General features: G+C 68.1%; 21 protein-coding genes. 10 read left to right on the forward strand and 11 right to left on the reverse strand.

All coding sequences use genetic code 11. From position 1 onward, the window contains the following. Positions 1 to 17 precede the first annotated feature (17 nt). Positions 18 to 1,055 (reverse strand): rod shape-determining protein, encoded by a 1,038-nt coding sequence (locus HCC78_RS16950; RefSeq protein WP_172329981.1) that lies wholly within the window; start codon positions 1,053 to 1,055, stop codon positions 18 to 20. 268 nt (positions 1,056 to 1,323) lie between these two features. On the opposite strand from HCC78_RS16950, the gene HCC78_RS16955 reads away from it, so the two are divergent. Further along, on the forward strand, positions 1,324 to 1,887 hold the full coding sequence (locus HCC78_RS16955) for a hypothetical protein (RefSeq protein WP_172329982.1): 564 nt from the start codon (positions 1,324 to 1,326) through the stop codon (positions 1,885 to 1,887). A gap of 64 nt (positions 1,888 to 1,951) precedes the next feature. On the opposite strand, the gene HCC78_RS16960 is transcribed toward HCC78_RS16955, so the two are convergent. Together HCC78_RS16960 and HCC78_RS16965 are read right to left on the reverse strand one after the other, a co-directional pair. Next, positions 1,952 to 2,716, reverse strand: a complete 765-nt coding sequence (locus HCC78_RS16960; RefSeq protein ID WP_172329983.1) for a class I SAM-dependent methyltransferase — start codon at positions 2,714 to 2,716, stop codon at positions 1,952 to 1,954. A 26-nt stretch (positions 2,717 to 2,742) separates the two neighbouring features. Then, complete coding sequence (locus HCC78_RS16965; protein ID WP_172329984.1) at positions 2,743 to 4,293, reverse strand: 2-isopropylmalate synthase; 1,551 nt, start codon at positions 4,291 to 4,293, stop codon at positions 2,743 to 2,745. Between the two features lie 273 nt (positions 4,294 to 4,566). Between HCC78_RS16965 and HCC78_RS16970 the strand changes: the two genes are divergently transcribed. Beyond that, on the forward strand, positions 4,567 to 5,169 hold the full coding sequence (locus HCC78_RS16970) for a YdcF family protein (RefSeq protein WP_172329985.1): 603 nt from the start codon (positions 4,567 to 4,569) through the stop codon (positions 5,167 to 5,169). Here HCC78_RS16970 and HCC78_RS16975 read toward each other — a convergent pair. Further along, positions 5,166 to 5,816, reverse strand: coding sequence for a hypothetical protein (locus HCC78_RS16975; protein WP_172329986.1), 651 nt, complete (start codon positions 5,814 to 5,816; stop codon positions 5,166 to 5,168). The two genes, HCC78_RS16970 and HCC78_RS16975, sit on opposite strands and share 4 nt — an antisense overlap. Before the next feature lie 1,091 nt (positions 5,817 to 6,907). Here HCC78_RS16975 and HCC78_RS16980 point away from each other — a divergent pair. Continuing rightward, entirely contained in the window at positions 6,908 to 7,303 is a 396-nt protein-coding gene (locus tag HCC78_RS16980) for a hypothetical protein (protein ID WP_172329987.1), read from the forward strand. Beyond that, positions 7,296 to 8,528 carry an HlyD family secretion protein gene (locus tag HCC78_RS16985; protein WP_172329988.1) on the forward strand — a complete coding sequence of 411 codons (1,233 nt, stop codon included), beginning with the start codon at positions 7,296 to 7,298 and terminating at the stop codon, positions 8,526 to 8,528. Before HCC78_RS16980 ends, HCC78_RS16985 begins: the two co-directional genes overlap by 8 nt. A gap of 142 nt (positions 8,529 to 8,670) precedes the next feature. On the opposite strand, the gene HCC78_RS16990 is transcribed toward HCC78_RS16985, so the two are convergent. From HCC78_RS16990 to HCC78_RS17010, 5 genes are all read right to left on the reverse strand, one after another. Then, entirely contained in the window at positions 8,671 to 10,434 is a 1,764-nt protein-coding gene (locus tag HCC78_RS16990; protein ID WP_172329989.1) for a PQQ-dependent methanol/ethanol family dehydrogenase, read from the reverse strand. 170 nt (positions 10,435 to 10,604) lie between these two features. Further along, on the reverse strand, positions 10,605 to 11,072 hold the full coding sequence (rlmH, locus tag HCC78_RS16995) for a 23S rRNA (pseudouridine(1915)-N(3))-methyltransferase RlmH (RefSeq protein ID WP_172329990.1): 468 nt from the start codon (positions 11,070 to 11,072) through the stop codon (positions 10,605 to 10,607). Between the two features lie 3 nt (positions 11,073 to 11,075). Further along, complete coding sequence (rsfS, locus tag HCC78_RS17000; protein ID WP_371743852.1) at positions 11,076 to 11,399, reverse strand: ribosome silencing factor; 324 nt, start codon at positions 11,397 to 11,399, stop codon at positions 11,076 to 11,078. A gap of 225 nt (positions 11,400 to 11,624) precedes the next feature. Then, positions 11,625 to 12,137: a hypothetical protein gene (locus HCC78_RS17005; RefSeq protein WP_172329992.1), complete on the reverse strand. Its 513-nt coding sequence runs from the start codon at positions 12,135 to 12,137 to the stop codon at positions 11,625 to 11,627. Next, positions 12,130 to 12,675, reverse strand: a complete 546-nt coding sequence (locus tag HCC78_RS17010; protein WP_172329993.1) for a hypothetical protein — start codon at positions 12,673 to 12,675, stop codon at positions 12,130 to 12,132. The genes HCC78_RS17005 and HCC78_RS17010 overlap by 8 nt, the downstream gene beginning before the upstream one ends. Before the next feature lie 284 nt (positions 12,676 to 12,959). On the opposite strand from HCC78_RS17010, the gene leuC reads away from it, so the two are divergent. Continuing rightward, the gene (gene leuC / locus HCC78_RS17015) at positions 12,960 to 14,369 is read left to right on the forward strand and encodes a 3-isopropylmalate dehydratase large subunit (protein ID WP_172329994.1); all 1,410 of its coding nucleotides are present in this window, start codon (positions 12,960 to 12,962) and stop codon (positions 14,367 to 14,369) included. Between the two features lie 80 nt (positions 14,370 to 14,449). Here leuC and HCC78_RS17020 read toward each other — a convergent pair whose 3' ends face one another. Next, positions 14,450 to 16,846, reverse strand: coding sequence for a methyl-accepting chemotaxis protein (locus HCC78_RS17020; protein ID WP_172329995.1), 2,397 nt, complete (start codon positions 16,844 to 16,846; stop codon positions 14,450 to 14,452). Positions 16,847 to 17,047: 201 nt separating this feature from the next. Between HCC78_RS17020 and HCC78_RS17025 the strand changes: the two genes are divergently transcribed. Then, the gene (locus HCC78_RS17025) at positions 17,048 to 17,590 is read left to right on the forward strand and encodes an HdeD family acid-resistance protein (RefSeq protein ID WP_172329996.1); all 543 of its coding nucleotides are present in this window, start codon (positions 17,048 to 17,050) and stop codon (positions 17,588 to 17,590) included. Positions 17,591 to 17,605: 15 nt separating this feature from the next. On the opposite strand, the gene HCC78_RS17030 is transcribed toward HCC78_RS17025, so the two are convergent. Further along, entirely contained in the window at positions 17,606 to 18,736 is a 1,131-nt protein-coding gene (locus HCC78_RS17030; RefSeq protein WP_253949223.1) for a HupE/UreJ family protein, read from the reverse strand. Between HCC78_RS17030 and HCC78_RS17035 the strand changes: the two genes are divergently transcribed. The 4 genes from HCC78_RS17035 to leuB all read left to right on the forward strand — a co-directional run bounded on the left by HCC78_RS17035 (position 18,735) and on the right by leuB (position 22,464). Beyond that, the gene (locus tag HCC78_RS17035) at positions 18,735 to 19,529 is read left to right on the forward strand and encodes a DUF4198 domain-containing protein (RefSeq protein ID WP_172329998.1); all 795 of its coding nucleotides are present in this window, start codon (positions 18,735 to 18,737) and stop codon (positions 19,527 to 19,529) included. The two genes, HCC78_RS17030 and HCC78_RS17035, sit on opposite strands and share 2 nt — an antisense overlap. A gap of 104 nt (positions 19,530 to 19,633) precedes the next feature. After that, positions 19,634 to 20,239, forward strand: coding sequence for a 3-isopropylmalate dehydratase small subunit (leuD, locus tag HCC78_RS17040; RefSeq protein ID WP_172329999.1), 606 nt, complete (start codon positions 19,634 to 19,636; stop codon positions 20,237 to 20,239). 58 nt (positions 20,240 to 20,297) lie between these two features. Then, positions 20,298 to 21,305 carry an endonuclease/exonuclease/phosphatase family protein gene (locus HCC78_RS17045; RefSeq protein ID WP_172330000.1) on the forward strand — a complete coding sequence of 336 codons (1,008 nt, stop codon included), beginning with the start codon at positions 20,298 to 20,300 and terminating at the stop codon, positions 21,303 to 21,305. A 55-nt stretch (positions 21,306 to 21,360) separates the two neighbouring features. Beyond that, positions 21,361 to 22,464, forward strand: a complete 1,104-nt coding sequence (gene leuB, locus HCC78_RS17050) for a 3-isopropylmalate dehydrogenase (protein ID WP_172330001.1) — start codon at positions 21,361 to 21,363, stop codon at positions 22,462 to 22,464. The last annotated feature ends 129 nt before the right edge of the window (positions 22,465 to 22,593 follow it).

The raw sequence follows: 22,593 nt of genomic DNA on the forward strand, positions 1-22,593 counted from the left end.
CGGTCAGGTTACCGCGGTCAGCTGTCGTAATCGATGACGTGGCGCAGCAGGTTCTCGTATTCCAGCGCCTTGCCGGTGCCGAGCGCCACGCAATTGAGCGACTCCTCGGCCACCGAGACGGCCAAGCCGGTCTGCTCGCGCAGCGCCATGTCCAGGTCGCCCAGCAGCGCGCCGCCGCCCGTGAGCATTACGCCGCGGTCGACGATGTCGGCGGCCAGGTCCGGCGGGGTGGCTTCCAGCGCGCTCATCACCGCCTCGGTGATCTGCTGCACCGGCTCGGCCAGCGCCTCGGCCACCTGGGCCTGGGTGATCTCGATTTCCTTCGGCACGCCGTTCAGCAGGTCGCGGCCGCGGATCTGCATCGACGCGCCGCGCCCGTCATCGGGCATGCGCGCGGTGCCGATCGTCGTCTTGATCCGCTCCGCCGTGGCCTCGCCGATCAGCAGGTTGTGCTGGCGCCGCAGGTAGCTGATGATCGCCTCGTCCATGCGGTCGCCGCCGACGCGGACCGAGCGGGCATAGACGATGTCGCCCAGGGACAGCACGGCCACTTCGGTCGTCCCGCCGCCGATGTCGACCACCATGTTGCCGGTCGGGTCGGTGATCGGCATGCCCGCGCCGATCGCGGCCGAGATCGGCTCGGCGATCAGGCCCGCGCGGCGCGCGCCGGCCGACAGCACCGACTGGCGGATCGCGCGCTTCTCCACCGGAGTGGCGCCATGCGGCACGCAGACGATGATCTTCGGCTTGGAGAAGGTCGTGCGGCGGTGCACCTTGCGGATGAAATGCTTGATCATCTCCTCGGCGACGTCGAAATCCGCGATCACGCCCTCGCGCATCGGCCGGATCGCCTCGATCGAGCCGGGGGTGCGGCCCAGCATCAGCTTCGCGTCCTCGCCATAGGCCAGCACCTTCTTCACGCCGTCCTTGACGTGATAGGCGACCACGGAGGGTTCGTTCAGGATGACGCCGCGCCCCTTCACGTAGACCAGCGTATTGGCCGTGCCGAGGTCGATCGCCATGTCAGACGAAAACAGTCCGCCGAAAAGTCCCATGCGCAGAGGTCCTGTGTGCTGCCCGTGTATGCATTGCAGGTCCGCTGAGTCGGAACGCGCGGACTTCGCGGCCTTATACGGAGGGGCGCGCAAAGGCGAAAGGGGCAGATGCGCGCCGGTCCCCCTTTCCCTCGGCGGCGGCTGGGCGATGTTCCGCCGATCTCCGCCCGCGGAAGCGGCAGCAGGGCGTGGACATTGCGGAAATCCCTGCTTGGGCAGCCGTGGCGGCGGCGCTAGGGTCGGGCCGGATGACCGAGGAGACCGCGAGATGATGACTGTGCTGATCCGGGCGGGGCTCGTGGCGCTGCTGCCGGCGGCGGCCATGGGCGACGAAGTGACCGATGCGATCGACGCCGCGCGCAAGGCCTATGACGCCGGGGATGCCGGGGCGGCGATGGACGAGCTGACCTACGCGATGGGCCTCCTGCAGGCGATGCGGGCCGACGGGCTGGCGGCCTTCCTGCCGCCCGCGCCCGAAGGCTGGACCCGCGAGACCAGCACCGAAATGGCCGGGGCGATGGCGATGATGGGCGGCGGAACGGGGGTGGAGGCGACCTATGCCTCGCCCGGCGCGACCTTCTCGATCTCGGTGATGGCCGACAGCCCGATGCTGATGGCGATGTCGCCGATGCTGGCCAATCCGATGATGCTCTCGTCCTCGGGCGGCAAGCTGCACCGCCTTGGTGACATCAAGGCGGTCGAGATGGACGGATCGCTGATGGCGCTGGTGGCCAACCGCTTCCTGGTCCAGGCCGAGGGCGCTCCGGTCGAGACCATGCTGCCGCTTTTCGGACAGGTCGATTTCGCCGGGATCGAAGGCTACATGCCCTGACCGGGCCGGCTCCCTCTCCCCCGCGGGGGAGAGGGCCGGGGTGAGGGGGCCACGCGCCGGGGGCTCAGGGCCGGAAGGCCTCGAAGCGCAGCCGCACGTAATCGGCATGGGCAGTGCTGGTCTCGTCGGTGAGGCCGGAAAGCCTGCGGGCGCAATCGGCGGCGACCGCCCGCGCCGCCGTCTCGGACAGCTCGCCCAGGAACGGCCCGCCGAACGTGGCCAGCCAGCCCTCCCAGCCGGTCGGCAGCGGCGTGGAGCGCGGCACCAGCCCGATCCGCGCCACCCGGAATCCCGCCCTTTCCAGGCGCGCGGCCTGCACCGCGGGCGTCGGGAAGTCCCAGGGCTCAGCCGCCGGGCCCAGCCCCTGCGCCTCCAGCGCGGCGGCCAGCGCCACGCGGATCGCCGCGACATTGCCGAAGCCGCCCTGCTCGGCGACGAAGCGCCCGCCGGGCTTCAGCGCGGCGAATGCATTTGCCAGCACCGGTTCCGGATCGCGGATCCAGTGCAGCGCCGCATTCGAGAACACCGCGTCGAAGGCAGCCTCGCCGAAGGGCTGCCGCGCATCCTGCTCCAGCACCGCAAGGCCCTTCGCGCGTGCCGCGGCCGCCATCGACGGGTCGGGCTCCAGCCCGGTGGCCACGGCCCCGGCCCCGGCGAGGCGCGCCGTCAGCACGCCGTCGCCGCAGCCCAGGTCGAGAATGGCCTCGCCCGGCCTGGGGGCGAGGGCCGCGAAGATGTCCGAGCCGCGCTCGGCGACGAAGCCTGCGTGATGCGCATAGCCCGCCGCATCCCAGGCCTGTCCGGCCCGGGGCGTGTAAGTTCCGCTCATCGGGAATGGCCGGCGAGGCGGGCGCCTCAGCCGACATCCTTGTAGCTGACCGGACGGCCGGCGTCGCGCTTGACCAGCAGCCGGTTCAGCGCGCCGACATAGGCCTTGCAGGAGGCGACCACCGTGTCGGTATCCGCGCTCTGGCCGGTGACGATGCGCCCGTCCTCTTCCATCCGCACCGACACCGTCGCCTGCGCGTCGGTGCCTTCGGTCACGGCATGCACCTGGTAGAGCTGCAGCCGCGCGTTGTGCGGCACCAGCTTCTTCACTGCGTTGAAGGCGGCATCCACCGGACCGTCGCCCTGGGCGGTGACCTGCTGGTCCTTGCCGTCGATGGTCAGGATCAGGTCGGCCGATTGCGGCGCCTCGGTGCCGCAGATCACGCGCAGGAACTTGACCTGGATGCGGTCCAGATCCTCGCCCGCCACGGTGTCGCGCATCAGCGCGACCAGGTCGTCGTCATAGACTTCCTTCTTGCGGTCGGCCAGCGCCTTGAAGCGGACGAAAACGTCCTGCAGCTGGTTGTCGGCCAGGTCGTAGCCCAGGTCCTTCAGCTTCTGGCGCAGCGCGGCGCGGCCGGAATGCTTGCCCATGACCAGGTTGGTGTCGGTCAGGCCGACATCCGCGGGGCGCATGATCTCGAAGGTCTCGGCATTCTTCAGCATGCCGTCCTGGTGGATGCCGGACTCATGCGCGAAGGCGTTCTTGCCGACCACGGCCTTGTTGTACTGCACCGGGAAGCCCGAGACGGTCGAGACCAGCCGCGAGGCCTTCATGATCTTGGTCGTGTCGATGCCGGTGCGGAAGGGCATGACGTCGTTGCGCACCTTCAGCGCCATGACGACCTCTTCCAGCGCGGTGTTGCCCGCGCGTTCGCCCAGGCCGTTGATCGTGCATTCGATCTGGCGCGCGCCGGCCTCGACGGCAGCCAGCGAGTTCGCCGTCGCCATGCCCAGGTCGTTGTGGCAATGCGTGGCGAAGATCACGCCGTCGGCGCCCGGCACCTCGTTGATCAGCATCTCGATGATCTTGGCGCTCTCGCGCGGGATCGTGTAGCCGACGGTGTCGGGGATGTTGATCGTGGTGGCGCCGGCCTTGATGGCGATCTCGACGACCTTCTTCAGGTAGTCATGCTCTGTGCGGATCGCGTCCATCGGCGACCACTGGACGTTGTCGCAGAGGTTGCGCGCATGGGTGACGGTCTCGTGGATCTTCTCGGCCATCGCGTCCTGCGACAGCTGGGTGATGTCGCGGTGCAGCGGCGAGGTGCCGATGAAGGTGTGGATGCGCGGCTGGCGGGCGTGCTTCACGGCCTCCCAGCAGCGGTCGATATCCTTGTAGTTGGCGCGCGCCAGGCCGCAGATCACCGAATTGACGGAGTTCTTCGCGATCTCGCTGACCGCCGCGAAGTCGCCCTCGGAGGCAATCGGGAAGCCGGCCTCGATGATGTCCACGCCCATCTCGTCGAGCAGCGCGGCGATCTCCAGCTTCTCGGCATGGGTCATGGTTGCGCCGGGGCTCTGTTCGCCGTCGCGCAGGGTCGTGTCGAAAATCAGCACGCGGGGCTGTTCGGTCATGGGTCTTGTCCTGTCTTGCGCCTCGGTGGACGCGATCTCTTTTCCGTTGGGTGAGTGTGGCGCGGCGGATACCCCTGAGCGGTCGCGCCGAATGGCACGCTCAGAGGCGCGTAAGGAGAAGGAGAGCCAGGGACAGGATCTGTGCGCGGTGTGCCATGCCCGGCGTTATAGCGCCTGACCGGCGAATGAAAAGCAAAAACTGCCCCGGCCGGGCGATGGACGCGGGGCGGGCAATCGCCTAAGTCTCGGGCAGTTGGCAATGAAGGAAGTTCCATGCGCTGCGTGCTGGCGGTCCTCGGGGCGGGGGTGGCGGTGGTCTTCGGGCCGCTCGTCTGGCTCTGGCTGACGGTGCCGATCGAGACCGTGGAGACCGCGCGGCCGGCTGAGGCGGCGCTGGTTTTCGGCGCCCTGGTGCGCGACGGCGCGATATCGCCGCTGCATGCCGAACGGCTGGAGACCGGGATCGCGCTGCTCGACGCGGGAAAGACCGGAGTGATCGTCGTCTCGAACGCGGAACGCGCGGCGTCGATCATGAAGGACTACCTGCTGGAAAGGGGCGTGCCCGAGGCGCGGATCGAGGTCGACGGCGAAGCGCTGTCGACCCCGGATACCTGCGTGAGCGAAGCGGCCCGGGCGGAGCCGCGCAGCGTGCAGCTGGTCAGCCAGGCCTACCATCTGCCGCGGATCGCGCTGCAATGCCGGCGGCTGGGCGTCCGCGGCCAGTACGTGGCCGCGATCCGGAAGGAGGGCGACGAAGGCACTTCGCTCTGGACCAAGATCCGGGTGCGGTCCTCCCGCCACACCCGCGAAGCGCTTCTGGTCTGGGCCGAGCTTCTCGGCCAGTACCGGGAGCTGGAGCGGTCGGTTTCTCCCTAGCCCCGCGGCAGCCCGAGGGCCGGCAGTCCCGACAGCACGCAGCCGCCCGGATCGTCGGCCGAGGCGGCCATCGGCGGGATGTCGTCGTCGCCGGTCGGCTCGTAGGTGAAGGCCGTGATCATGTCGCCGTCGTCATAGGCGATGAAGACCGTGTTGGTGTCGGGCTGGATGGTGATGCCCTCGGCATCGTAGCCGCCCATCGCCAGCGGGATCACGTCGAGCAGCTGGCCCTGGGCGTTGAACTCGAAGAGGCTGTCGGATGCGTCGGCATCGTCCACCACAAGGAAATGGCCGGAGCGCGGGTCGCGGGTGATGCCCTGCGGCTCCATCAGCGGCGAGGCCTGAGAGGCGCCGTCGACGCGCTGCATCACGGTTCCGTCGGAGCTGACGCGCACCAGCTGGGCGATGCTGTCATCGGCAACCCAGTAGTCGCCGGTATCGTGGTCGACATAGAGCCCGTCGGTATCCATCAGGATGCTGGCCAGCCGGAACGGCTCGCCATGGGGCTGGCCGCCGCGGTCGACCCGCTGGTACAGGCCGTTGCCGTCCGACAGCACCAGGTCGTCGCCGTCGATCGCGATCGCGTCGACGCGGCTGAGATTGGCCTCGAAGCTCATGATCTCGTCGCCCCAAGGGGAGATGAGCACGACATGGCGGGACTCGCTTGCTACCCAAATTCCGCAGTACCGGGCGTCATAGGTCAGCCCGGAAGGTCCGGAATAGGAAAAGCTTCGTAAAAGGGTCAGTTCTGCTGATACAGCTGGCACGGCAGCCGTCAGCAGGGCGAGGGCGGGGGCAACAATGGCACTGATCTTGGTCATGGGATAAGGGTGGAGGACTGACCCTTTCCGGAGAATTACAACATCGGTCGCAGTGTCGTGGCAGATTGCCACGCTGCATTGCAGCAACGGCGGTTCCGGGCTGTTTCCGCCATGTCGGGCGCCCGGTTTTCCGCCTGCACCGGGAGCGGCGGAAAGCCGGGCGCCAACAGGCCTCGACGTGACCGCTGGGCCGGTTGGACGCGCACCTGCCCCACGGCTTGCAGCGCCGCGCGAGTGGTGCCGCACCCGGACCAACGCTGGGCCCCGGCGCGTCCGTGGCTGGCCGCCGCCGGCCAAGTGTGCGTGTAACGGAAATATGAAAATCAATTATTTATGCCCCAAGGGAAAGCGGCCATCCCTCCGGCCGCGGTCATCTCCGGCGGGTCTCAGGCCGGGCCGTCCGCCGCCGCAGCCATGCAATTCCTGGATGCGGCTGCCCGGTGATTTGCAGGAAGGGAATGGGTCCCGCGGCAGGGCGCGGCGCCTCCGGCGTCGCCGCCCTTGCTGCACCTGCGAAGGCGCGCGGCGCTTTGCCTATGGCTGGCCCGGAAAAACCGCATCGCCGCGGGGCTCGCTGCGGCGCGGCATGAGTGGCGGAGCCTGAATGGCCCGCCGGTCACCGCCCCAAGGCGCAATTTCCGGAAGCAGAGGGAAATGTGCGCAATATATGATCAAATCGGAGATTTCAGATCATAAAGTGGGCGTTTCGGGTCGGCTTCCCTAGGGTGATTCGTCATGCCGGCTGCGGAGCCGCGGTGTTGCTGCTCCGCGGCATTGGCCTGCGATGCGGCCTTTCCTGCGACATCTTCCGGTAACCAGCCACCCGAGTTTGTGCTAGGCCGGAGCCAGGGCAACGAAACCGGGCCCGGCCGCGTACAGGGCAGGCGGACCGGGCGGAGCAAGCAAGGAGGACCCGCATGGCTGACGCTGCGAATGGGCTGGTGCCGGAGCACCTGCCATTCTTCATCACAGGACCGGGACAGACGGACACGCTGTTCACGGTCATCACCGTCTTCGTGATCGTGGCGGTTCTCGGCATCGGCGTGTTCTACCTGCACCTGCATTCCATCCCCGACCGGATGGCGCACCAGGTGAACCACACGCAGCTGCAGCTGATCGGCATCCTGACGCTGATCGCGCTGCTGACGCACAGCAACATCTTCTGGGTGATCGCCATCATCATCGCGGCGATCAACCCGCCGGATTTCGTCACCCCGCTGAACTCGATGGCCCGGTCGCTGCGCCGCCTGGCCAGCGAGCCGGAGCCCGCGCCGGAAGAGAAGCCGGCCGAGGAGACCGCGCACCATGTTTGAGTTCATGTTCTGCTCGATGCTGACGATCCTGCCGGACTACCTCTACCGCCGCTACGGGCAGGGGAAGCGCATCGGCAAGGAGATCAACCTCTATTCGATGTGGTTCGAGCTGCGCTACGGCATCGTGTCCTGCGCCGTGCTGACGATCTCGCTGATCACGGTGATCTTCTACTACCACCCGGCGACGACCAACATCACGTCCTTCTACCGCACGGTCACCATCCTGCCGGAGAGCCCCGGCCGCGTGACCGAAATCATGGTGAAGAATTTCGACGTGGTGGAGCCGGGCCAGCCGCTCTTCCGGCTCGATGACAGCCGCCAGAAGGCCGCGGTCGAGGCAGCACGGTCGCAGCTGGCCGAGGTCGAGGCCGCCATCGCGGTCGGCGCCTCGGAAATCGCGGCGGCCGAGGGGCAGGTCTCCGGCGCGCAGGGCGCGCTGAAGCAGGCAACCGACGAGCTCGAGACCCGCCAGACCCTGCTGGACCGCGGGTCCAACGCGGTCAGCGAGCGGGATGTCGAGCGCCTGGAGAACACGGTGAACCAGCGGCAGGGCGCGCTGGATGCGGCGACGTCGAACCGCGACGCAGTCGAGGCCAAGGTCACGACGCTGCTGCCCGCGCAGCGCGACGCGGCGGCGGCGGCGCTGGCCAGCGCCCAGGCGGATCTGGACAAGACCGTCATCTATGCCGGCATCCAGGGGATCGTCGAGCAGTTCGCCCTGGCGGTCGGCGATTTCGTCAGCCCGATGCTGCGCCCTGCGGGCATCCTGGTGGCGAACGAGAATTACGGCCTGCGCTACGCGGCCGGCTTCAACCAGATCACCGCTCAAGTGATCAAGCCCGGCATGCTGGCCGAGATCGTCTGCGTGTCGAACCCGTTCGACGTGGTGCCGATGGTGGTGACCGAGGTGCAGGACGTGATTTCCGCCGGCCAGTTCCGTCCCTCCGACCAGCTGGTGGACGTGACCAGCCGGGCGGCGCCGGGAACGCTCACCGTCTTCATGGAGCCGCTCTGGCCGGAACAGGTGAAGCCGATTCCGCCGGGCAGCAAATGCGCGGGCAATGCCTATACCTCGAACCATGACCGTCTGGCCCATGAGGATCTGAGCACTGCGAAGTACCTGTGGCTGCACGTGATCGACACGGTCGGCGTGGTCCATGCCGCGATCCTCAGGATGCAGGCGCTGCTCCTGCCGGTGCAGACCCTGGTGCTGACCGGGCACTGAGCCGGGCATCTGCAGGCGGAACGGACGCCCCGCCGGGAGACCGGCGGGGCGTTTTCCGTCCGGGCGCCGGACACGAAAAGACGCGCCGGAGGGGATCCGGCGCGTCGAATGCGGGCGCGGGAGGGCGCCCGGGGAGCTTCGGTCACTCGGCGGAGGCGAGCTGCTTGGGCAGGCGGAAGGTCCAGAGCATCGCGCCCTGGTTCAGGTAGTTGACCTTGCTGGCCACTTCGCCGCCCCAGAGCGGAACCGCGCCGCCCCAGCCCGACAGGATCGAGACATACTGCTCGCCGTCCTGTTCCCAGGTGATCGGCTGGCCGACGATGCCCGAACCGGTCTGGAACGACCACAGGACCTCGCCGGTCTCGTCGTCCAGCGCCAGGAACTCGCCTTCGGGATTGCCGGTGAAGACCAGGCCGCCCGCGGTCGACATCACGCCGGCCCAGAGCGGGGCCTCGTTGTGGTACTCCCACTTGATCTCGCCGGTCATCGGATCCAGCGCCTTGAGCGCGCCGATATAGTCTTCGTAGAGCGGCTTGATCGTGAAGCCTGCGCCCAGATAGGCCGCGCCCTTCTTGTAGCTGATCGGCTCGTTCCAGATGTCCATGCCCCACTCGTTCGAGGGCACGTAGAAATTGCCGGTCTTCTGGCTGAAGGACATCGGCATCCAGTTCTTGCCGCCCAGGAAGGACGGCACCGAGAAGATGGTCTCGCCCTTCTCGCCGTCGGCCGCGGCCAGCGGATTGCCGGGACGGTTGGCCTCGTTGTAGATGGGCCGCCCGGTCTCGTCGATGCCCTCGGCCCAGGTGATCTCCTTCACGAAGGGATGCGCGGTGACGAAGGCGCCGTCCTCGCGGTTCAGCACGTAGAAGAAGCCGTTGCGGTCGGCGGTGCCGAAGCGCTTGTTGCCGTCGCGGTCGGTGAAGGCCACGACCTCGTTCACGCCGTCGAAGTCCCAGCCCTCGCGCGGGGTGGTCTGGAAGTGCCACTTGATCTCGCCGGTGGCCGGATCGATGCCGAGGCGGCTGGCGGCATAGAGGTTGTCGCCGGAATTGTCGTCATTGGGCTCGCCCGCGCCGCGCAGGTGGCTGTTCCAGGGCGCGGGGTTGCCCGCGCCGAAGACCAGCGTGTCGGTCTCGGCGTCATACGAGCCGCCCAGCCAGGTCGCGCCGCCGCCGGTCTTCCACATGTCGCCCGGCCAAGTCTTGTTCATCTCGCCGGTCATGGTGGAGGGCTCGCCGTTCAGCTCGCCCATGTGGCCCTCGATGGTCGGGCGCTTCCACAGCATGTCGCCGGTCTCTGCGTCATAGGCCGACACCGCGCCGACCACGCCGAATTCGCCGCCCGAATTGCCGACGATCACCTTGCCGTCGACGATCATCGGCGCCGCGGTGTAGGAATAGCCTTCCTTGTAGTTCTCCATCTTCTTGTTCCAGACGACGTCGCCGGTCTTGCGGTCGAGCGCGACCAGGCGGGCATCCAGCGTGCCGAAGAAGATCTTGTCGCCGTAGATCGCGGCGCCGCGGTTGATCACGTCGCAGCAGGGCAGGATGCCCTCGGGCAGGCGGGCGTCGTACTGCCAGACTTCCTTGCCGGTCATCGCGTCGATGGCGAAGAGGCGGGAATACGATCCGGTGACGTAGATGATGCCGTCATAGACGATCGGCTGCGCTTCCTGGCCGCGCTGCTTCTCGCCGCCCATGGAGAAGGCCCAGGCGGGGACCAGGTTCTTGACGTTGTCCTTGTTGAGGATCTCGAGCGGGCTGTAGCGCTGCAGGTCGCGCCCCATGCCGTTGGTGACCACCTGGCTGGTGTCCGACTGGTCGTTTGCCAGGTCCTCGTCGGTCACCTGGGCGTGGGCCGACGTGGCAATGAGCGCCGCGCAGACGGCGAGCGTGAAACGGTTCATGGGTCTCCTCCGGTGTTGCAGCGCACGGGGGCCGGCGCCGTCATTCTGGTTGGCACCAGAAATCACCCGGAACGGTTCGCCTTGAAATTGAACATTGGTCGTACGGGATGCCCGCGGCCTAGGACCAAGACCCGATGGCGCGGGCCCGCAGTTCCGGCATGCCGGGCGACTCAGGCCTTGTGGTAGGGGGATCCGGCGAGGATCGTCGCCGCGCGGTAGAGCTGTTCGGCCAGCATGGCGCGGGCCAGCATGTGGGGCCAGACCATCGATCCGAAGCTCAGCAGCAGGTCGGCGCGCTGCCTCAGCCCGCCGGAATGGCCGTCGGCGCCGCCGATGGCGAAGACGGTCTCGCCGATGCCGTCGTCGCGCCACCGTGCCAGCTGCGCGGCGAAATCCGGCGAGGTCATCACCCGCCCGCGCTCGTCCAGCGCGACCAGCTTCGCGCCGTCGGGCACGCCTTTCAGCAGGAGGCGCGTCTCTTCCTCCTGCCCGCCCTTCTTGGCCTCGACCTCGCGGATGTCAGCGGGGCCGAGCGATAAGGCGCGCCCGGTCCTTGCGAACCGGGTGAGATAGTCGTCGATCAGCGCCGCTTCCGGTCCGCCCCTGAGGCGGCCGACGGCGCAGATTTGGATGCGCATGGATCAGGCCCGGACGGACCCCGCGGGCATCCACATCTTCTCGAGCTGGTAGAACTCGCGCACTTCGGGGCGGAAGATATGGACGATCACGTCGCCCGCATCGATCAGCACCCAATCGCCGTGGTCCTTGCCCTCGATCTTGCAGCTGGAACCCGAGAAGGCCTTGACCCGCTCGGCCAGCTTCTCGGCCAGCGCCGCGACCTGGCGGGAGGAGCGTCCGGACGCGATCACCATGTGATCGGCCATTTCGGAACGTCCGCGGAGATCGATCGTCACCACGTCCTCGGCCTTGTCGGAGTTCAGGGAGTCGAGGATATTTTCCAGCATACTGTCGCCGGACGGGTCCTCGGATGCCCCGGGCAGGGGCGTTGCAGATGCGGCGGTCATTGCCGCCACCTCAGAGCTAAGAGACAGGACATTGTCCTCCTTCGAAACGCGTCTGCGGAAATACGACGCTCATGACCCATTCAGGATAGCAAAAAAACCGGAAAGCCTCAATGGATCGGCGCTGCATCGCGGAATCGTGGCCCGGAGCGCACGGAATCCGGCGAATCAGTTGCAGGCCGGGAGCTTGGCATGCATCGCCCTGGCCGAGACAGGGGCCGGGCTGGACATCAGCACGGTGCCGTCGCGCAGGTCCGAGAGCTCGACCACGGGCGCGCTGCTGCCGGGGGATTCGCCCGGCTTGCGGCAATACGGGACCTTGAGCTCGACCTTGACCTGGGCCTGCGAGCCGATGCTGGCCACCACCCGGTTCTGGAACTGGGCGAAGCGCCGGTAGTCGCCGCTCTTCAGCCGGTGGGCGCCGGTTCCGCCGCTGACCGGGGCGAGGGTGAAGCTCTCGCTGCGCGCGGCGCTGCCCTGGCTTTCCCTCAGCACCATGACCAGCTGGATCGGCCCGGACGTTCCAAGCCCGGCGGGCAGCCGGGTCTCGGCCTCCAGGTTGCGCGGCGAGGTCCAGAACAGCTGGGCCAGCGCCTCGTCCTGTGCAGAGGGGGCGGCGCAGGCCCCCGCCAGCAGCGCCGCGCCGAGAAGCGCGAACGCGCCCCGGCGGCGCTCAGACACAGAACCCGACCTGCGGCTGGATCGACGAGGCGGGCGTGTCGATGCGGAAGGTGGTGATGGTCTCGCCGGTCTTGCCGTCGAACAGCACCGAGATCACGTAGTCGCGCTTCGAGTCGGTGCCGGCCATCCGGCAGAGGTCGGGAATGACCGCGACGCCGAGATAGTAGTAGCCCGCGAGCAGCTGCGCGCGCTGGCGGATCTGCTGGGTCTGGAACGCCTTGTACTGCGACGGAACCAGCCGGTAGGTGACCTCGGTCGTGCCGTCGGCCTTGGGCATCGGCTCGCCTTCGCGGACCAACTCCATGTCCTCGACCGTCTCTGTCTCCGAGGTATGGGTGACGATCGCCCAGCGGAAATAGGCCTCCCCGGTCTCGCCGAGACCCGCGGGAATGCTGGTGCGGACGCGAAAATCCTTCGGGTCCAGCCGCACGAGCTGGGTGACCTGGATCGGATCGTCCCAAGGCTTCGGCGCGCAGGCCGTGAGCGTGCAGAGCAGGGCGAGTCCGGCGAAGACGCGGCGGAGATGGGAACTGGTCATTCTGCCGACTTATCCGGCCCGGCGGGTTCTGTAAACGCGGCGCAGCGCAACGGCACGAGATTGGCGCCCTGCGCGCGGGCTGCCGCGCTCTCTTGCAGCGCCGGGGCGCGCCGGCTAGAGGATGCGGCATGACACCGATCACGGATATCGCGGACCGGCGGCGCCTGCCGTGGCGCTTCTTCGGCCAGCGCTGCACGGTACTTGCCGGGCTATGACGGGGCCTCTGCGCCCCGATCCAAGCCCGTGACCCTAGCCAATTGACGACCTGCTCGGAGACGTTCCCGATGACCGCCACGCCGAAGACCCTCTACGACAAGATCTGGGATGCCCACCTGGCCCACGAGGCCGAGGACGGCACCAGCCTGCTCTACATCGACCGCCACCTGGTCCACGAAGTGACCAGCCCGCAGGCCTTCGAAGGCCTGCGCATGGCGGGCCGCCAGGTGCGCGCGCCGGGCAAGACCATTGCCGTGCCGGACCACAACGTCCCCACCACCGAGGACCGGGTGAACGGCATCACCAACGAGGAAAGCCGCATCCAGGTCGAGGCGCTGGACAGGAACGCCAAGGATTTCGGGATCAACTACTATCCGGTCTCCGACATCCGCCAGGGCATCGTCCACATCGTCGGCCCGGAACAGGGCTGGACCCTGCCGGGCATGACCGTGGTCTGCGGCGACAGCCACACCGCGACCCACGGCGCCTTCGGCGCGCTGGCGCATGGCATCGGCACCTCCGAGGTGGAGCACGTCCTGGCCACCCAGACGCTGATCCAGAAGAAGTCGAAGAACATGAAGGTGGAGATCACCGGCAAGCTGCGCCCGGGCGTTACCGCCAAGGACATCACGCTGTCGGTGATCGGCAAGACCGGCACCGCTGGCGGCACCGGCTACGTGATCGAATATTGCGGCGAGGCGATCCGCGACCTCTCCATGGAAGGCCGCATGACGGTCTGCAACATGGCGATCGAGGGCGGCGCCCGCGCCGGTCTGATCGCGCCGGACGAGAAGACCTTCGAATACGTGAAGGGCCGCCCGCACGCGCCGAAGGCCGAGGACTGGGACAAGGCCGTCGCCTGGTGGAAGACGCTGTTCTCCGATGACGACGCGCATTGGGACAAAGTCGTGACCATCGCGGGCGAGGACATCGCGCCGGTCGTCACCTGGGGCACCTCGCCCGAGGACGTGCTGCCGATCACCGCCCTGGTTCCGTCCCCCGAGGACTTCACCGGAGGCAAGGTCGACGCGGCCAAGCGCTCGCTCGACTACATGGGCCTGACCCCGGGCATGAAGCTCGAGGACATCAAGATCGACACGGTCTTCATCGGCTCCTGCACCAACGGCCGGATCGAGGATCTGCGCGCCGCGGCCGCGATCGTGAAGGGCAAGAAGGTCAAGGACGGCATGCGTGCCATGGTCGTGCCGGGCTCGGGCCTGGTGCGCGCGCAGGCGGAAGAGGAAGGCCTGGCCGACATCTTCCGCGATGCGGGCTTCGAATGGCGCCTGGCCGGCTGCTCCATGTGCCTGGCGATGAACCCCGACCAGCTGAGCCCGGGCGAACGTTGCGCGGCGACCTCGAACCGCAATTTCGAGGGCCGCCAGGGCCGCGGCGGCCGCACCCATCTGATGAGCCCGGCCATGGCCGCGGCGGCGGCCGTGACCGGCCACCTGACCGACGTGCGCGAGCTGATGTGATCCGGCCGCCCCTCGGGGCGAAGCGGCATCTTCCGGCGGCCTCCGCATTGCGGGGGCCGTTTGCGTTCCGGCGGGGGCGATCAAGCGACTCTTGCCCGGGGCTCCTCGCCGGGCCGTTCCCCGGCGTCGGCTTCCCCGACACGGAAGGCGGCCATTTCCCGCGACAGGGTCTTCGCCTCGGCCTCCAGCGTCTGGATGGCGGCGTTGGTCTCCTCGAACATCGCGGCGTTCTGCTGGGTGGTCCGGTCGAGCTGGGTTGTGGCCTGGCTGATCTCAGCGATTCCCAGCTTGGTTTCCTCGAACGTCGCCGCGATCTGGTCGATGGCGCCGGAGACCCCGCGGATGTCGGTCACGATATGGCGCAGCGCATCGCCGGAATTCGCGGCCATCTCGACGCCGCGCTTCACGCTCTGCGACGAATGCGCGATCATCTCGGCGATCTCCCGCGCCGAATCCGAGGACCGCTGGGCCAGCGCGCGGACCTCCGAGGCGACGACGGCGAAGCCTCGTCCCGCCTCGCCCGCGCGGGCGGCCTCCACCCCGGCATTCAGCGCCAGAAGGTTGGTCTGGAATGCGATGTCGTCGATCACGCCCAGCACCTTCTCGATCCCGGCGGAAGCGGCGGAGATCTCCTCCATCTGAAGGATCGTGTTCTGGACGATCTCGTTGCCCTGTTCGGCGCGGGCGGACATCTCGTCGACCGACCGCTTGGCCGAAACGGCGGCGCCGGCCGCGGAGCCGACCGATCCCGACATCTGCTCCAGCGAGGCGGCGGTTTGCTCCAGCATGGCGGCATTGCGCTCGGAGCGGCGCGCGAGGTCGTCCGTCGCGCTCGACAGCTCCGCCGCCGAGCCGTTCACCGTCACGGCCGAGGCCGAGACCCGCGACAGGGTGCGGCCCAGATTGCTGCTGGTGCGGTCCATCACTTCGGCGATCTCGGCGAAGACGCCGGCCAGCGAGCCGTCCATCCGGTGGCCGAGGTCGCCGTCGGCCAGCCGTTCCAGCGCGGCGCGGATCTCGGCGAGGCCGCGATCGGCCACCTCGCCGATCCGGTTCACCCCGCCGCAGATCTCGGCGATCGCGCCGTCCTTGCCGTCGAGGCCGAGGCGGCGCGAGAAATCCCCGGCGGCGCAGGCATTGACCACCAGGGCGATTTCCTCGGCATTCCTCCGGTCCCGGTCGCGGAGCTCCGCGGCCTGGGCGGCCTCCCGCTCCAGCCGTTCCGCCTCGGCCCGGTGGCTGGCCTCGCGCTGCTTTGCCGCCTGCGTTTCGGCCTCTTCCTTGGCCTTGGATTGCCGTGCGATCTCGGCGCGGCCCGCGACGATGCTGTCGCGGAAATGCGCGAGCGCGCTGCTGATCGCCGCCAGTTCCGGCGGCGCGCTGTCCGGCAGTCGGGCCTGCAGGTCCCCGTCCGACATGCGCTGCGCGGCGCCGGCGATGCCCGCCATCGTGTCGAGCAGGCAGGACAGCGCCGTGCGCAGCATCAGCCCCATCCCTGCCAGGAGCACGGCCATCAGGCCGATCGCGGATGCCAGCACGGCCAGGCTCGTGCGGCGCATTCCGTCCACCATGGCGGCGATGTCGCCGGAAATCTGTTCCTCCATCGCCTTCATGGCGTTGATCCGCGCGGTCGAAGCGTCGAAGAAATCCTTGCCGGCGACGCCCTGGAGATCGCCGGTCCCGGGATAGCCGAAGGCGATCTCGCGCAGGCGCCAGACCTCCTGCGTTCCGGGAAGCGCGCGCATCGCCTCGTAGGCCTCGCGGTGGGACGGGGCGGCATTGGTCAGGAAGAAGTCGAAGCCCATGTCCTGCTGGGCGATCAGCCGCTGCAGGGTCAGGAGCCGCGGGATGTCGAAGCTGCCTGCCGCGAAGCCGCCCGAAGCGACGGCGCGCTCGATCCCGGCGCGTTCCTTGGCGGCGAGGAAGGCGACGAAGCTGCCCACCGCGGCGGTGACCCCGGCATCCGTGCTGATCCCGCCGATCCTGCGGATCTGGTCGAGCAGGGCGCCGTTGACCTTGGTGTAGTAGCCGATGGCCTCGGCTGCCGGGATGTCCAGCGCATCGACCCGCCTGCGAATCTGCGGCCGCTTCGCGATCTCGCCTGCGATCTCCGCCATCGCCGCGCCGAGCGGCCCGTCCATCGCCGCCAGGTCGAGATCGGCAAGCAGCGCGGCGAGATCCGCGGCGGCGCCGTCCGTCGCGCCGCGCTGCTTGGCCAGTTCCGGGCCGAACTCCCGGCCGCCGCTGCTGAGGAAGATGCTGGTGGCGCCGCGCTCCTTCTGCTGCTCGTGCACGAGATCGCCGGTCGCGTCGACGAGCCGCATCAGGCTGGACATTTGCCCGGTCTCGCGCACCTCCCTGGCCTCGGCGAAGACGATCACCGCGGCAAGCAACATCGCGACGGCAAGCGGCAGGCCGACGGCGGCCAGGAAGATCGCGCGAAGGCTATGTTTCTGCAGGCGTTTTTTGATGTGCATCCGACTCGCCTTTTCTCCGGGTCCGGATCTTCGTAGGCGGACAGGCTTTATTTTTTCCTGAGAAACACGCTTGCATTCGACGGATCCCGTCCCGGCATCCGGAAAAATCCGCTCCGGGGCGGGGCGATTGCCCGCCTATCCAAGCCGCTGCAACTGCGTTAACACTTTTCCGAGCCGCAACGGAACGGAGCAGGATCGGTTATGAAGACCTGGTTGAAATGGCTGCTGGTGGGCGCGATTTCCGCAGCCTTCGGCATTCTTGCATTGAGCAATACCGTGCTGGCCTCGGTCTCGGTCACGATCCTGACCGCGATCCTTCTGAGCGCTGCGGGCGTCTTCCAGATCGTTGCCGGCATCACGGACCAGAGGCTGGGCAACAAGATCTGGAACGTGGTCCTCGGGGCGCTGATGCTGTTTCTCGGCATCTCGTTCTGGAGCAACCCGCTGGAAGGCGCGATTTCGCTGGCGCTGCTCGTCACCATCCTGATCGCCTCCGGCGGGATCCTGCGGATGTTCCTGGCCTGGCAGATGCGCAAGACCCAGTATTTCTGGGCGATGCTGGTGTCGGGCGCAGTCTCGATCCTGCTGGCGGCGCTGATCTTCGCCGATTTCGAGACGCTCTCGGTCCAGATCCTCGGGATCTTCCTCGGCATCGAGCTGCTTTTCAACGGCATCAGCCTGATGGTCCTGGCCTTCTTCCTGCGCCGCCATCCCGAGCTGCTCGAGCGCTTCAAGAAGCATTGAGGACGGGGGACGCTGTCACAGCAGCGTCCGCTCCACCACCCACCAGGCCCCGACGGCCGCGATCAGCGCCGAAGCCGGAACCGCGATCCGGCTGCGGTACCAGGGCCGGTCGCCGAAAGGCCGCGCGATCAGCGCCCAGGCCAGCGTGATCACGGTCAGCTGCCCGATCTCCACCCCGATGTTGAAGGCGATCAGCCCGGTCACGAACTGCGCGTTGGGCAGCTGCAGTTCGCCGAGCACGCTGGCGAAACCCAGCCCGTGCAGCAGCCCGAAGCAGAACACGACGGCGATGCGGAACCAGCCGATCCGGCCGCCGCGGATGTTTTCCAGCGCGACGAAGGTGATCGAGGCGGCGATCAGCGGCTCGACGATGGCGGCGGGCACGGTGACGATGCCGAGGCTCGCCAGGGCCAGCGTCACGGTATGGGCGGCGGTGAAGGCCGAAATCTGAAGCAGCAGCGGCTTCATCCTCAGCGAGAAGAAGAACAGGCCGAGCACGAACAGGATGTGGTCGAGCCCCTTCGGCACGATATGCTCCACGCCGAGCACGACGAAGCGGCCGAAGACCGAGAGCGCGCTTTCGCTCGCCACGCCCTCGCGCGGCAGCGGGTCGCTCATCTGGCCGCCCGTCAGATAGGCGGAATAGAGGTCGTCTCCCTCGCCGTCCTGGCGCAGGACCAGCGGGCCGAAGCGCGATGCCCAGCCGATCTGCACCGGCGCGCTGCCGGGCGGCAGCGCGGCCGAGAGGATCAGCGTGCTGTCGCGCGGCAGGGCGCCGTCGCCGCCTTCGGGCACCGACAGGCTGACGATTTCGGGCGGGAGGCTCTCGCCGCCGCTCTCGATCCGGAAATCGCGGGACAGCTGCGGCCAGGCGGCGCGGAACCGCGTCTCGAGCTCGGCTGCGGGAAGGCTGCGGAGCTGGTCGTTCAGTCCCGAAAGCGGGCTGTCATTGGTGTCGCCTAGCCCGGTCAGGTCGATTCCGGCGAGAATCGGCTCCAGCACGATGCGGTACTGGACCAGGACCTTGCCGGGGCCGATCTCGGCATCCGCGACGGCCGGGCGCACTTCGTGCGCTGCGGCGGCCGCCGCAATTGACAGCACGCCGAGCAGCCCCAGAACTAGGGCATAGAGCCTGGAGATGCCCATGCGACTGCCTGTTTCACTCGTCCTGTACATTATGCTGGCCTCCCGGGCCTTCGGTCATGAGTTCTGGATATCGCCCGAGCGCTACCAGCTCGGTGCCGGGGATACGCTGCAAGTCACGACCCGGATCGGAGAAAAGTTCAAGGCTCCGTCCCGTCCGCACCTGCCGGGGGCGCTTGTCCGCTACGAGGCACTGACCCCGCAGGGCGCGCAGCCGGTGACGGGGCGGATGGGTGACGACCCGCTGTCGGTGGAATTGCCCGAGGGGCTGTCGGTCCTGGTGCTGGAAACCCGGCCGGTGGAGCTGACCTACAAGGATGCCGAAATCTGGAAACGCTTCCTGCGCCACAAGGATTTTCCCTGGGCCGAGGCGCGCAACGCCGCGCGCGGCCTGCCGGAGGAGGGCGTGCGCGAACGCTATGTCCGCTATGCCAAGGCGCTTGTCGCGGTCGGGGACGGGGCGGGGCAGGACCGCGCGGCCGGGCTGCGCACCGAGATAGTCGCGCTGGAAAATCCCTATCTCGGGGCCCGGGACAGCCTGCCGGTGGAGGTGCTGCTGGAAGGCGCGCCGCGGGCGGATGCGCAGGTGGAGCTGTTCGAGCGCGCGCCCGACGGGACGGTGGCGGTGACGCTGCACCGGACCGATGCCGGGGGCAGGGCGGAGCTGCCGGTGAAGCCGGGCTATGCCTACCTGGCCGATGCCGTGGTGCTGGAGGAACTGCCCGGCGACGGCGGCGCGGAGGGACCGGCCTGGCAGACGCTCTGGGCGTCTCTCGCCTTCGCCGTGCCGCGGTGAGGCGCGGGCCGGCTTGTCCTCCGGGGCAGGCTCGGCTAAGCGGACCTCCAGCATTCATGGAACGGCAGGGCCGGGCGCAGTGCGCCGGCCGCAAGGAGGCGACGATGGAAAAATTCACCAAGGTCACCGGTGTGGCGGCTCCCATGCCGCTGATGAACATCGACACCGACATGATCATCCCCAAGCAGTTCCTGAAGACGATCAAGCGCTCGGGCCTGGGCGTGAACCTGTTCGACGAGATGCGCTATGATTCCGAGGGCAAGGAAATCCCGGAATTCGTGCTGAACCAGCCGGCCTACCGCGAGTCCAAGATCATCGTCGCCGGCGGCAACTTCGGCTGCGGATCCTCGCGCGAGCATGCCCCCTGGGCGCTGCTGGATTTCGGCATCCGCGTCGTGATCTCCACGAGCTTCGCCGACATCTTCTACAACAACTGCTTCAAGAACGGCATCCTGCCGATCGTGCTGCCGCAGGAAGACGTCGACAAGCTGATGGACGACGCCAAGCGCGGCGCCAACGCGGTCGTCACCGTGGACCTCGAAAACCAGGTCATCACCGGCCCGGACGGCGGCTCGGTCTCCTTCGAGGTCGACCCGCACCGCAAGCACTGCCTGCTGAACGGTCTCGACGATATCGGCCTGACGCTGGAAAAGGCTGCCTCGATCGACGCGTTCGAGGCCAAGGCCGGGGCGGAGCGCCCCTGGGTCTGACAAGGTCCCGCCGGTTCCCGGCAAGACTTCGTTAACCAAGTTTGCAGAGCCTGCAGCCATGATGCTGCGGGCTCTTTTCCTTTGGCTCTGGGCGGTTTCGGCCGCGGCCGATCCGCTCCGGGTGGCGGTCTACAACGTGGAACTCGACCGTGACGGGCCGGGGCTGCTGCTGCGCGACATCCTGCGCGGCGATCCGCAGGCGCAGGCAGTGGCCGCGGTGGTGGCGGACGTGTCGCCCGACATCCTGCTGCTGACGCGCTTCGACTACGATCTGGGGCTGATGGCGCTGTCTGCCTTCAACGACCTTCTCGGTGCAGCGCGCTACCCGCACCTCTTCGCGCTCCGGCCGAACACCGGGCGCGCGACCGGGCTCGACCTGAACCTGAACGGGCGGCTCGGCGAGCCTGAGGATGCGCAGAGCTACGGCGAATTCGCCGGGCAGAACGGCATGGCGGTGCTCTCGCGGCATCCGGTGGGTCCGGAGGTGAGGGATTTCACGGGTTTCCTCTGGCGCGACCTGCCGGAGGCGCGCCTGCCCATGGCCGGGGACGATCCGTTCTGGGAACCGGAGGTGCTGGAGGCGCTGCGGCTTTCCACCACCGGGCATTGGGACCTGCCGGTCGGGATCGGCGGGCGGGTGCTGCACCTGCTGGCCTTCCATGCCAGCCCGCCGGTCTTCGACGGGCCGGAGGACCGCAACGGTCTGCGCGCCGCGGACGAGTTGCGTTTCTGGCAGCTGCATCTCGGCGGCGCCTTCGGGCCGCCGCCGGGACCGCTGACGGTGCTTCTGGGCACGGCAAATATCGATCCCGGCAAGGGAGACGGGCGGCACGGCACGATGCGCGCGCTGCTGGCCGATCCGCGGCTGCAGGACCCGCAGCCCCGCGATGCCGAGGGCACGGAGACGGCCGACTGGCCGGACGGGCCGGGCCGGATGCGGGTGGATTACGTGCTGCCGGGTGCTGCGCTGAAGGTGCTGGGGGCAGGGCTGGCGGGCACGCCGCCGGGCGAACCGGGCAGCCGGCACAAGCTGGTCTGGGTCGATCTGGCCTTCCCGCCGCCTTGACCCTTCCGCAGGGGGGCGCTACGGCCCACGGCGACTGTTTCGAGAGGAGACTCCCATGACCACGCCTTCCCTGTTGATCCTGCCCGGCGACGGCATCGGCCCCGAAGTGATGGCAGAGGTCCGCCGCGTCATCGACTGGTACGGCGACAAGCGTGGCCTGAAATTCGACGTCTCCGAGGATCTCGTCGGCGGCGCCGCCTATGATGTCCATGGCACGCCGCTGCATGACGACACGATGGCCAAGGCCCAGGAAGTCGACGCGGTCCTGCTGGGCGCCGTGGGCGGCCCGAAATACGACGTGCTCGACTTCTCGGTGAAGCCCGAGCGCGGCCTGCTGCGCCTGCGCAAGGAAATGGACCTGTTCGCCAACCTGCGCCCGGCCCAGTGCTTCGACGCGCTGGCCGACTTCTCGTCGCTGAAGAAGGACGTGGTCGCCGGCCTCGACATCATGATCGTGCGCGAGCTGACCTCGGGCATCTATTTCGGCGAGCCGCGCGGCATCTTCACCGAGGGCAACGAGCGCGTGGGCATCAACACCCAGCGCTACACCGAGTCGGAAATCGACCGGGTCGCGCGCAACGCTTTCGAGCTGGCCATGAAGCGGGGCAGGAAGCTCTGCTCGATGGAAAAGGCCAACGTGATGGAATCGGGCATCCTGTGGCGCGAAGTCGTCACCAAGGTGGGCGAGGACTACCCGGAAGTCGAGCTGAGCCACATGTATGCCGATGCCGGCGCGATGCAGCTCTGCCGCTGGCCGAAGCAGTTCGACGTGATCGTCACCGACAACCTGTTCGGCGACCTTCTGTCGGACGCCGCGGCGATGCTGACCGGGTCGCTCGGCATGCTGCCCTCCGCCAGCCTCGGCGCGCCGATGGAGAATGGCCGTCCGAAGGCGATGTATGAACCGGTGCACGGTTCCGCGCCGGACATCGCGGGCCAGGGCAAGGCCAACCCGATCGCCTGCATCCTGAGCTTTGCCATGGCGCTGCGCTACAGCTTCGACCAGGGCGCCGAGGCGGACCGGCTGGAAGCTGCGATCAACGCCGTTCTGGAAAAGGGCGTCCGCACCGCCGATCTGCTGGGCGAGGAGGGCGTCACGCCGGTCTCCACCGCCGGCATGGGCGACGCGATCCTGGCAGCGCTGGACGAGAGCCTCTGAGCCCTAGGGCGAAAAATTTGAACTGACGGCTTTACTGCCCCCGGAACCGGTGCCACGGTCCCGGGGGCGGAACTTTTTCTGCACCTGCGAAATTCATAACAAATCCGGCCGCGAAACCCCGCAAGAGGT

The organism is Mangrovicoccus sp. HB161399, from assembly GCF_013184745.1.
Taxonomy (GTDB): domain Bacteria; phylum Pseudomonadota; class Alphaproteobacteria; order Rhodobacterales; family Rhodobacteraceae; genus Mangrovicoccus.

Excerpts from the sequence above, each read along its gene's own strand:
- HCC78_RS16950 (WP_172329981.1), bottom strand. The coding sequence starts at position 1,055 with ATGGGACTTTTCGGCGGACTGTTTTCGTCTGACATGGCGATCGACCTC.
- HCC78_RS16955 (WP_172329982.1), top strand. The coding sequence starts at position 1,324 with ATGATGACTGTGCTGATCCGGGCGGGGCTCGTGGCGCTGCTGCCGGCG.
- HCC78_RS16960 (WP_172329983.1), bottom strand. The coding sequence starts at position 2,716 with ATGAGCGGAACTTACACGCCCCGGGCCGGACAGGCCTGGGATGCGGCG.
- HCC78_RS16965 (WP_172329984.1), bottom strand. The coding sequence starts at position 4,293 with ATGACCGAACAGCCCCGCGTGCTGATTTTCGACACGACCCTGCGCGAC.
- HCC78_RS16970 (WP_172329985.1), top strand. The coding sequence starts at position 4,567 with ATGCGCTGCGTGCTGGCGGTCCTCGGGGCGGGGGTGGCGGTGGTCTTC.
- HCC78_RS16980 (WP_172329987.1), top strand. The coding sequence starts at position 6,908 with ATGGCTGACGCTGCGAATGGGCTGGTGCCGGAGCACCTGCCATTCTTC.
- HCC78_RS16985 (WP_172329988.1), top strand. The coding sequence starts at position 7,296 with ATGTTTGAGTTCATGTTCTGCTCGATGCTGACGATCCTGCCGGACTAC.
- HCC78_RS16990 (WP_172329989.1), bottom strand. The coding sequence starts at position 10,434 with ATGAACCGTTTCACGCTCGCCGTCTGCGCGGCGCTCATTGCCACGTCG.
- rlmH (WP_172329990.1), bottom strand. The coding sequence starts at position 11,072 with ATGCGCATCCAAATCTGCGCCGTCGGCCGCCTCAGGGGCGGACCGGAA.
- rsfS (WP_371743852.1), bottom strand. The coding sequence starts at position 11,399 with ATGCTGGAAAATATCCTCGACTCCCTGAACTCCGACAAGGCCGAGGAC.
- HCC78_RS17010 (WP_172329993.1), bottom strand. The coding sequence starts at position 12,675 with ATGACCAGTTCCCATCTCCGCCGCGTCTTCGCCGGACTCGCCCTGCTC.
- leuC (WP_172329994.1), top strand. The coding sequence starts at position 12,960 with ATGACCGCCACGCCGAAGACCCTCTACGACAAGATCTGGGATGCCCAC.
- HCC78_RS17020 (WP_172329995.1), bottom strand. The coding sequence starts at position 16,846 with ATGCACATCAAAAAACGCCTGCAGAAACATAGCCTTCGCGCGATCTTC.
- HCC78_RS17025 (WP_172329996.1), top strand. The coding sequence starts at position 17,048 with ATGAAGACCTGGTTGAAATGGCTGCTGGTGGGCGCGATTTCCGCAGCC.
- HCC78_RS17035 (WP_172329998.1), top strand. The coding sequence starts at position 18,735 with ATGCGACTGCCTGTTTCACTCGTCCTGTACATTATGCTGGCCTCCCGG.
- HCC78_RS17030 (WP_253949223.1), bottom strand. The coding sequence starts at position 18,736 with ATGGGCATCTCCAGGCTCTATGCCCTAGTTCTGGGGCTGCTCGGCGTG.
- leuD (WP_172329999.1), top strand. The coding sequence starts at position 19,634 with ATGGAAAAATTCACCAAGGTCACCGGTGTGGCGGCTCCCATGCCGCTG.
- HCC78_RS17045 (WP_172330000.1), top strand. The coding sequence starts at position 20,298 with ATGATGCTGCGGGCTCTTTTCCTTTGGCTCTGGGCGGTTTCGGCCGCG.
- leuB (WP_172330001.1), top strand. The coding sequence starts at position 21,361 with ATGACCACGCCTTCCCTGTTGATCCTGCCCGGCGACGGCATCGGCCCC.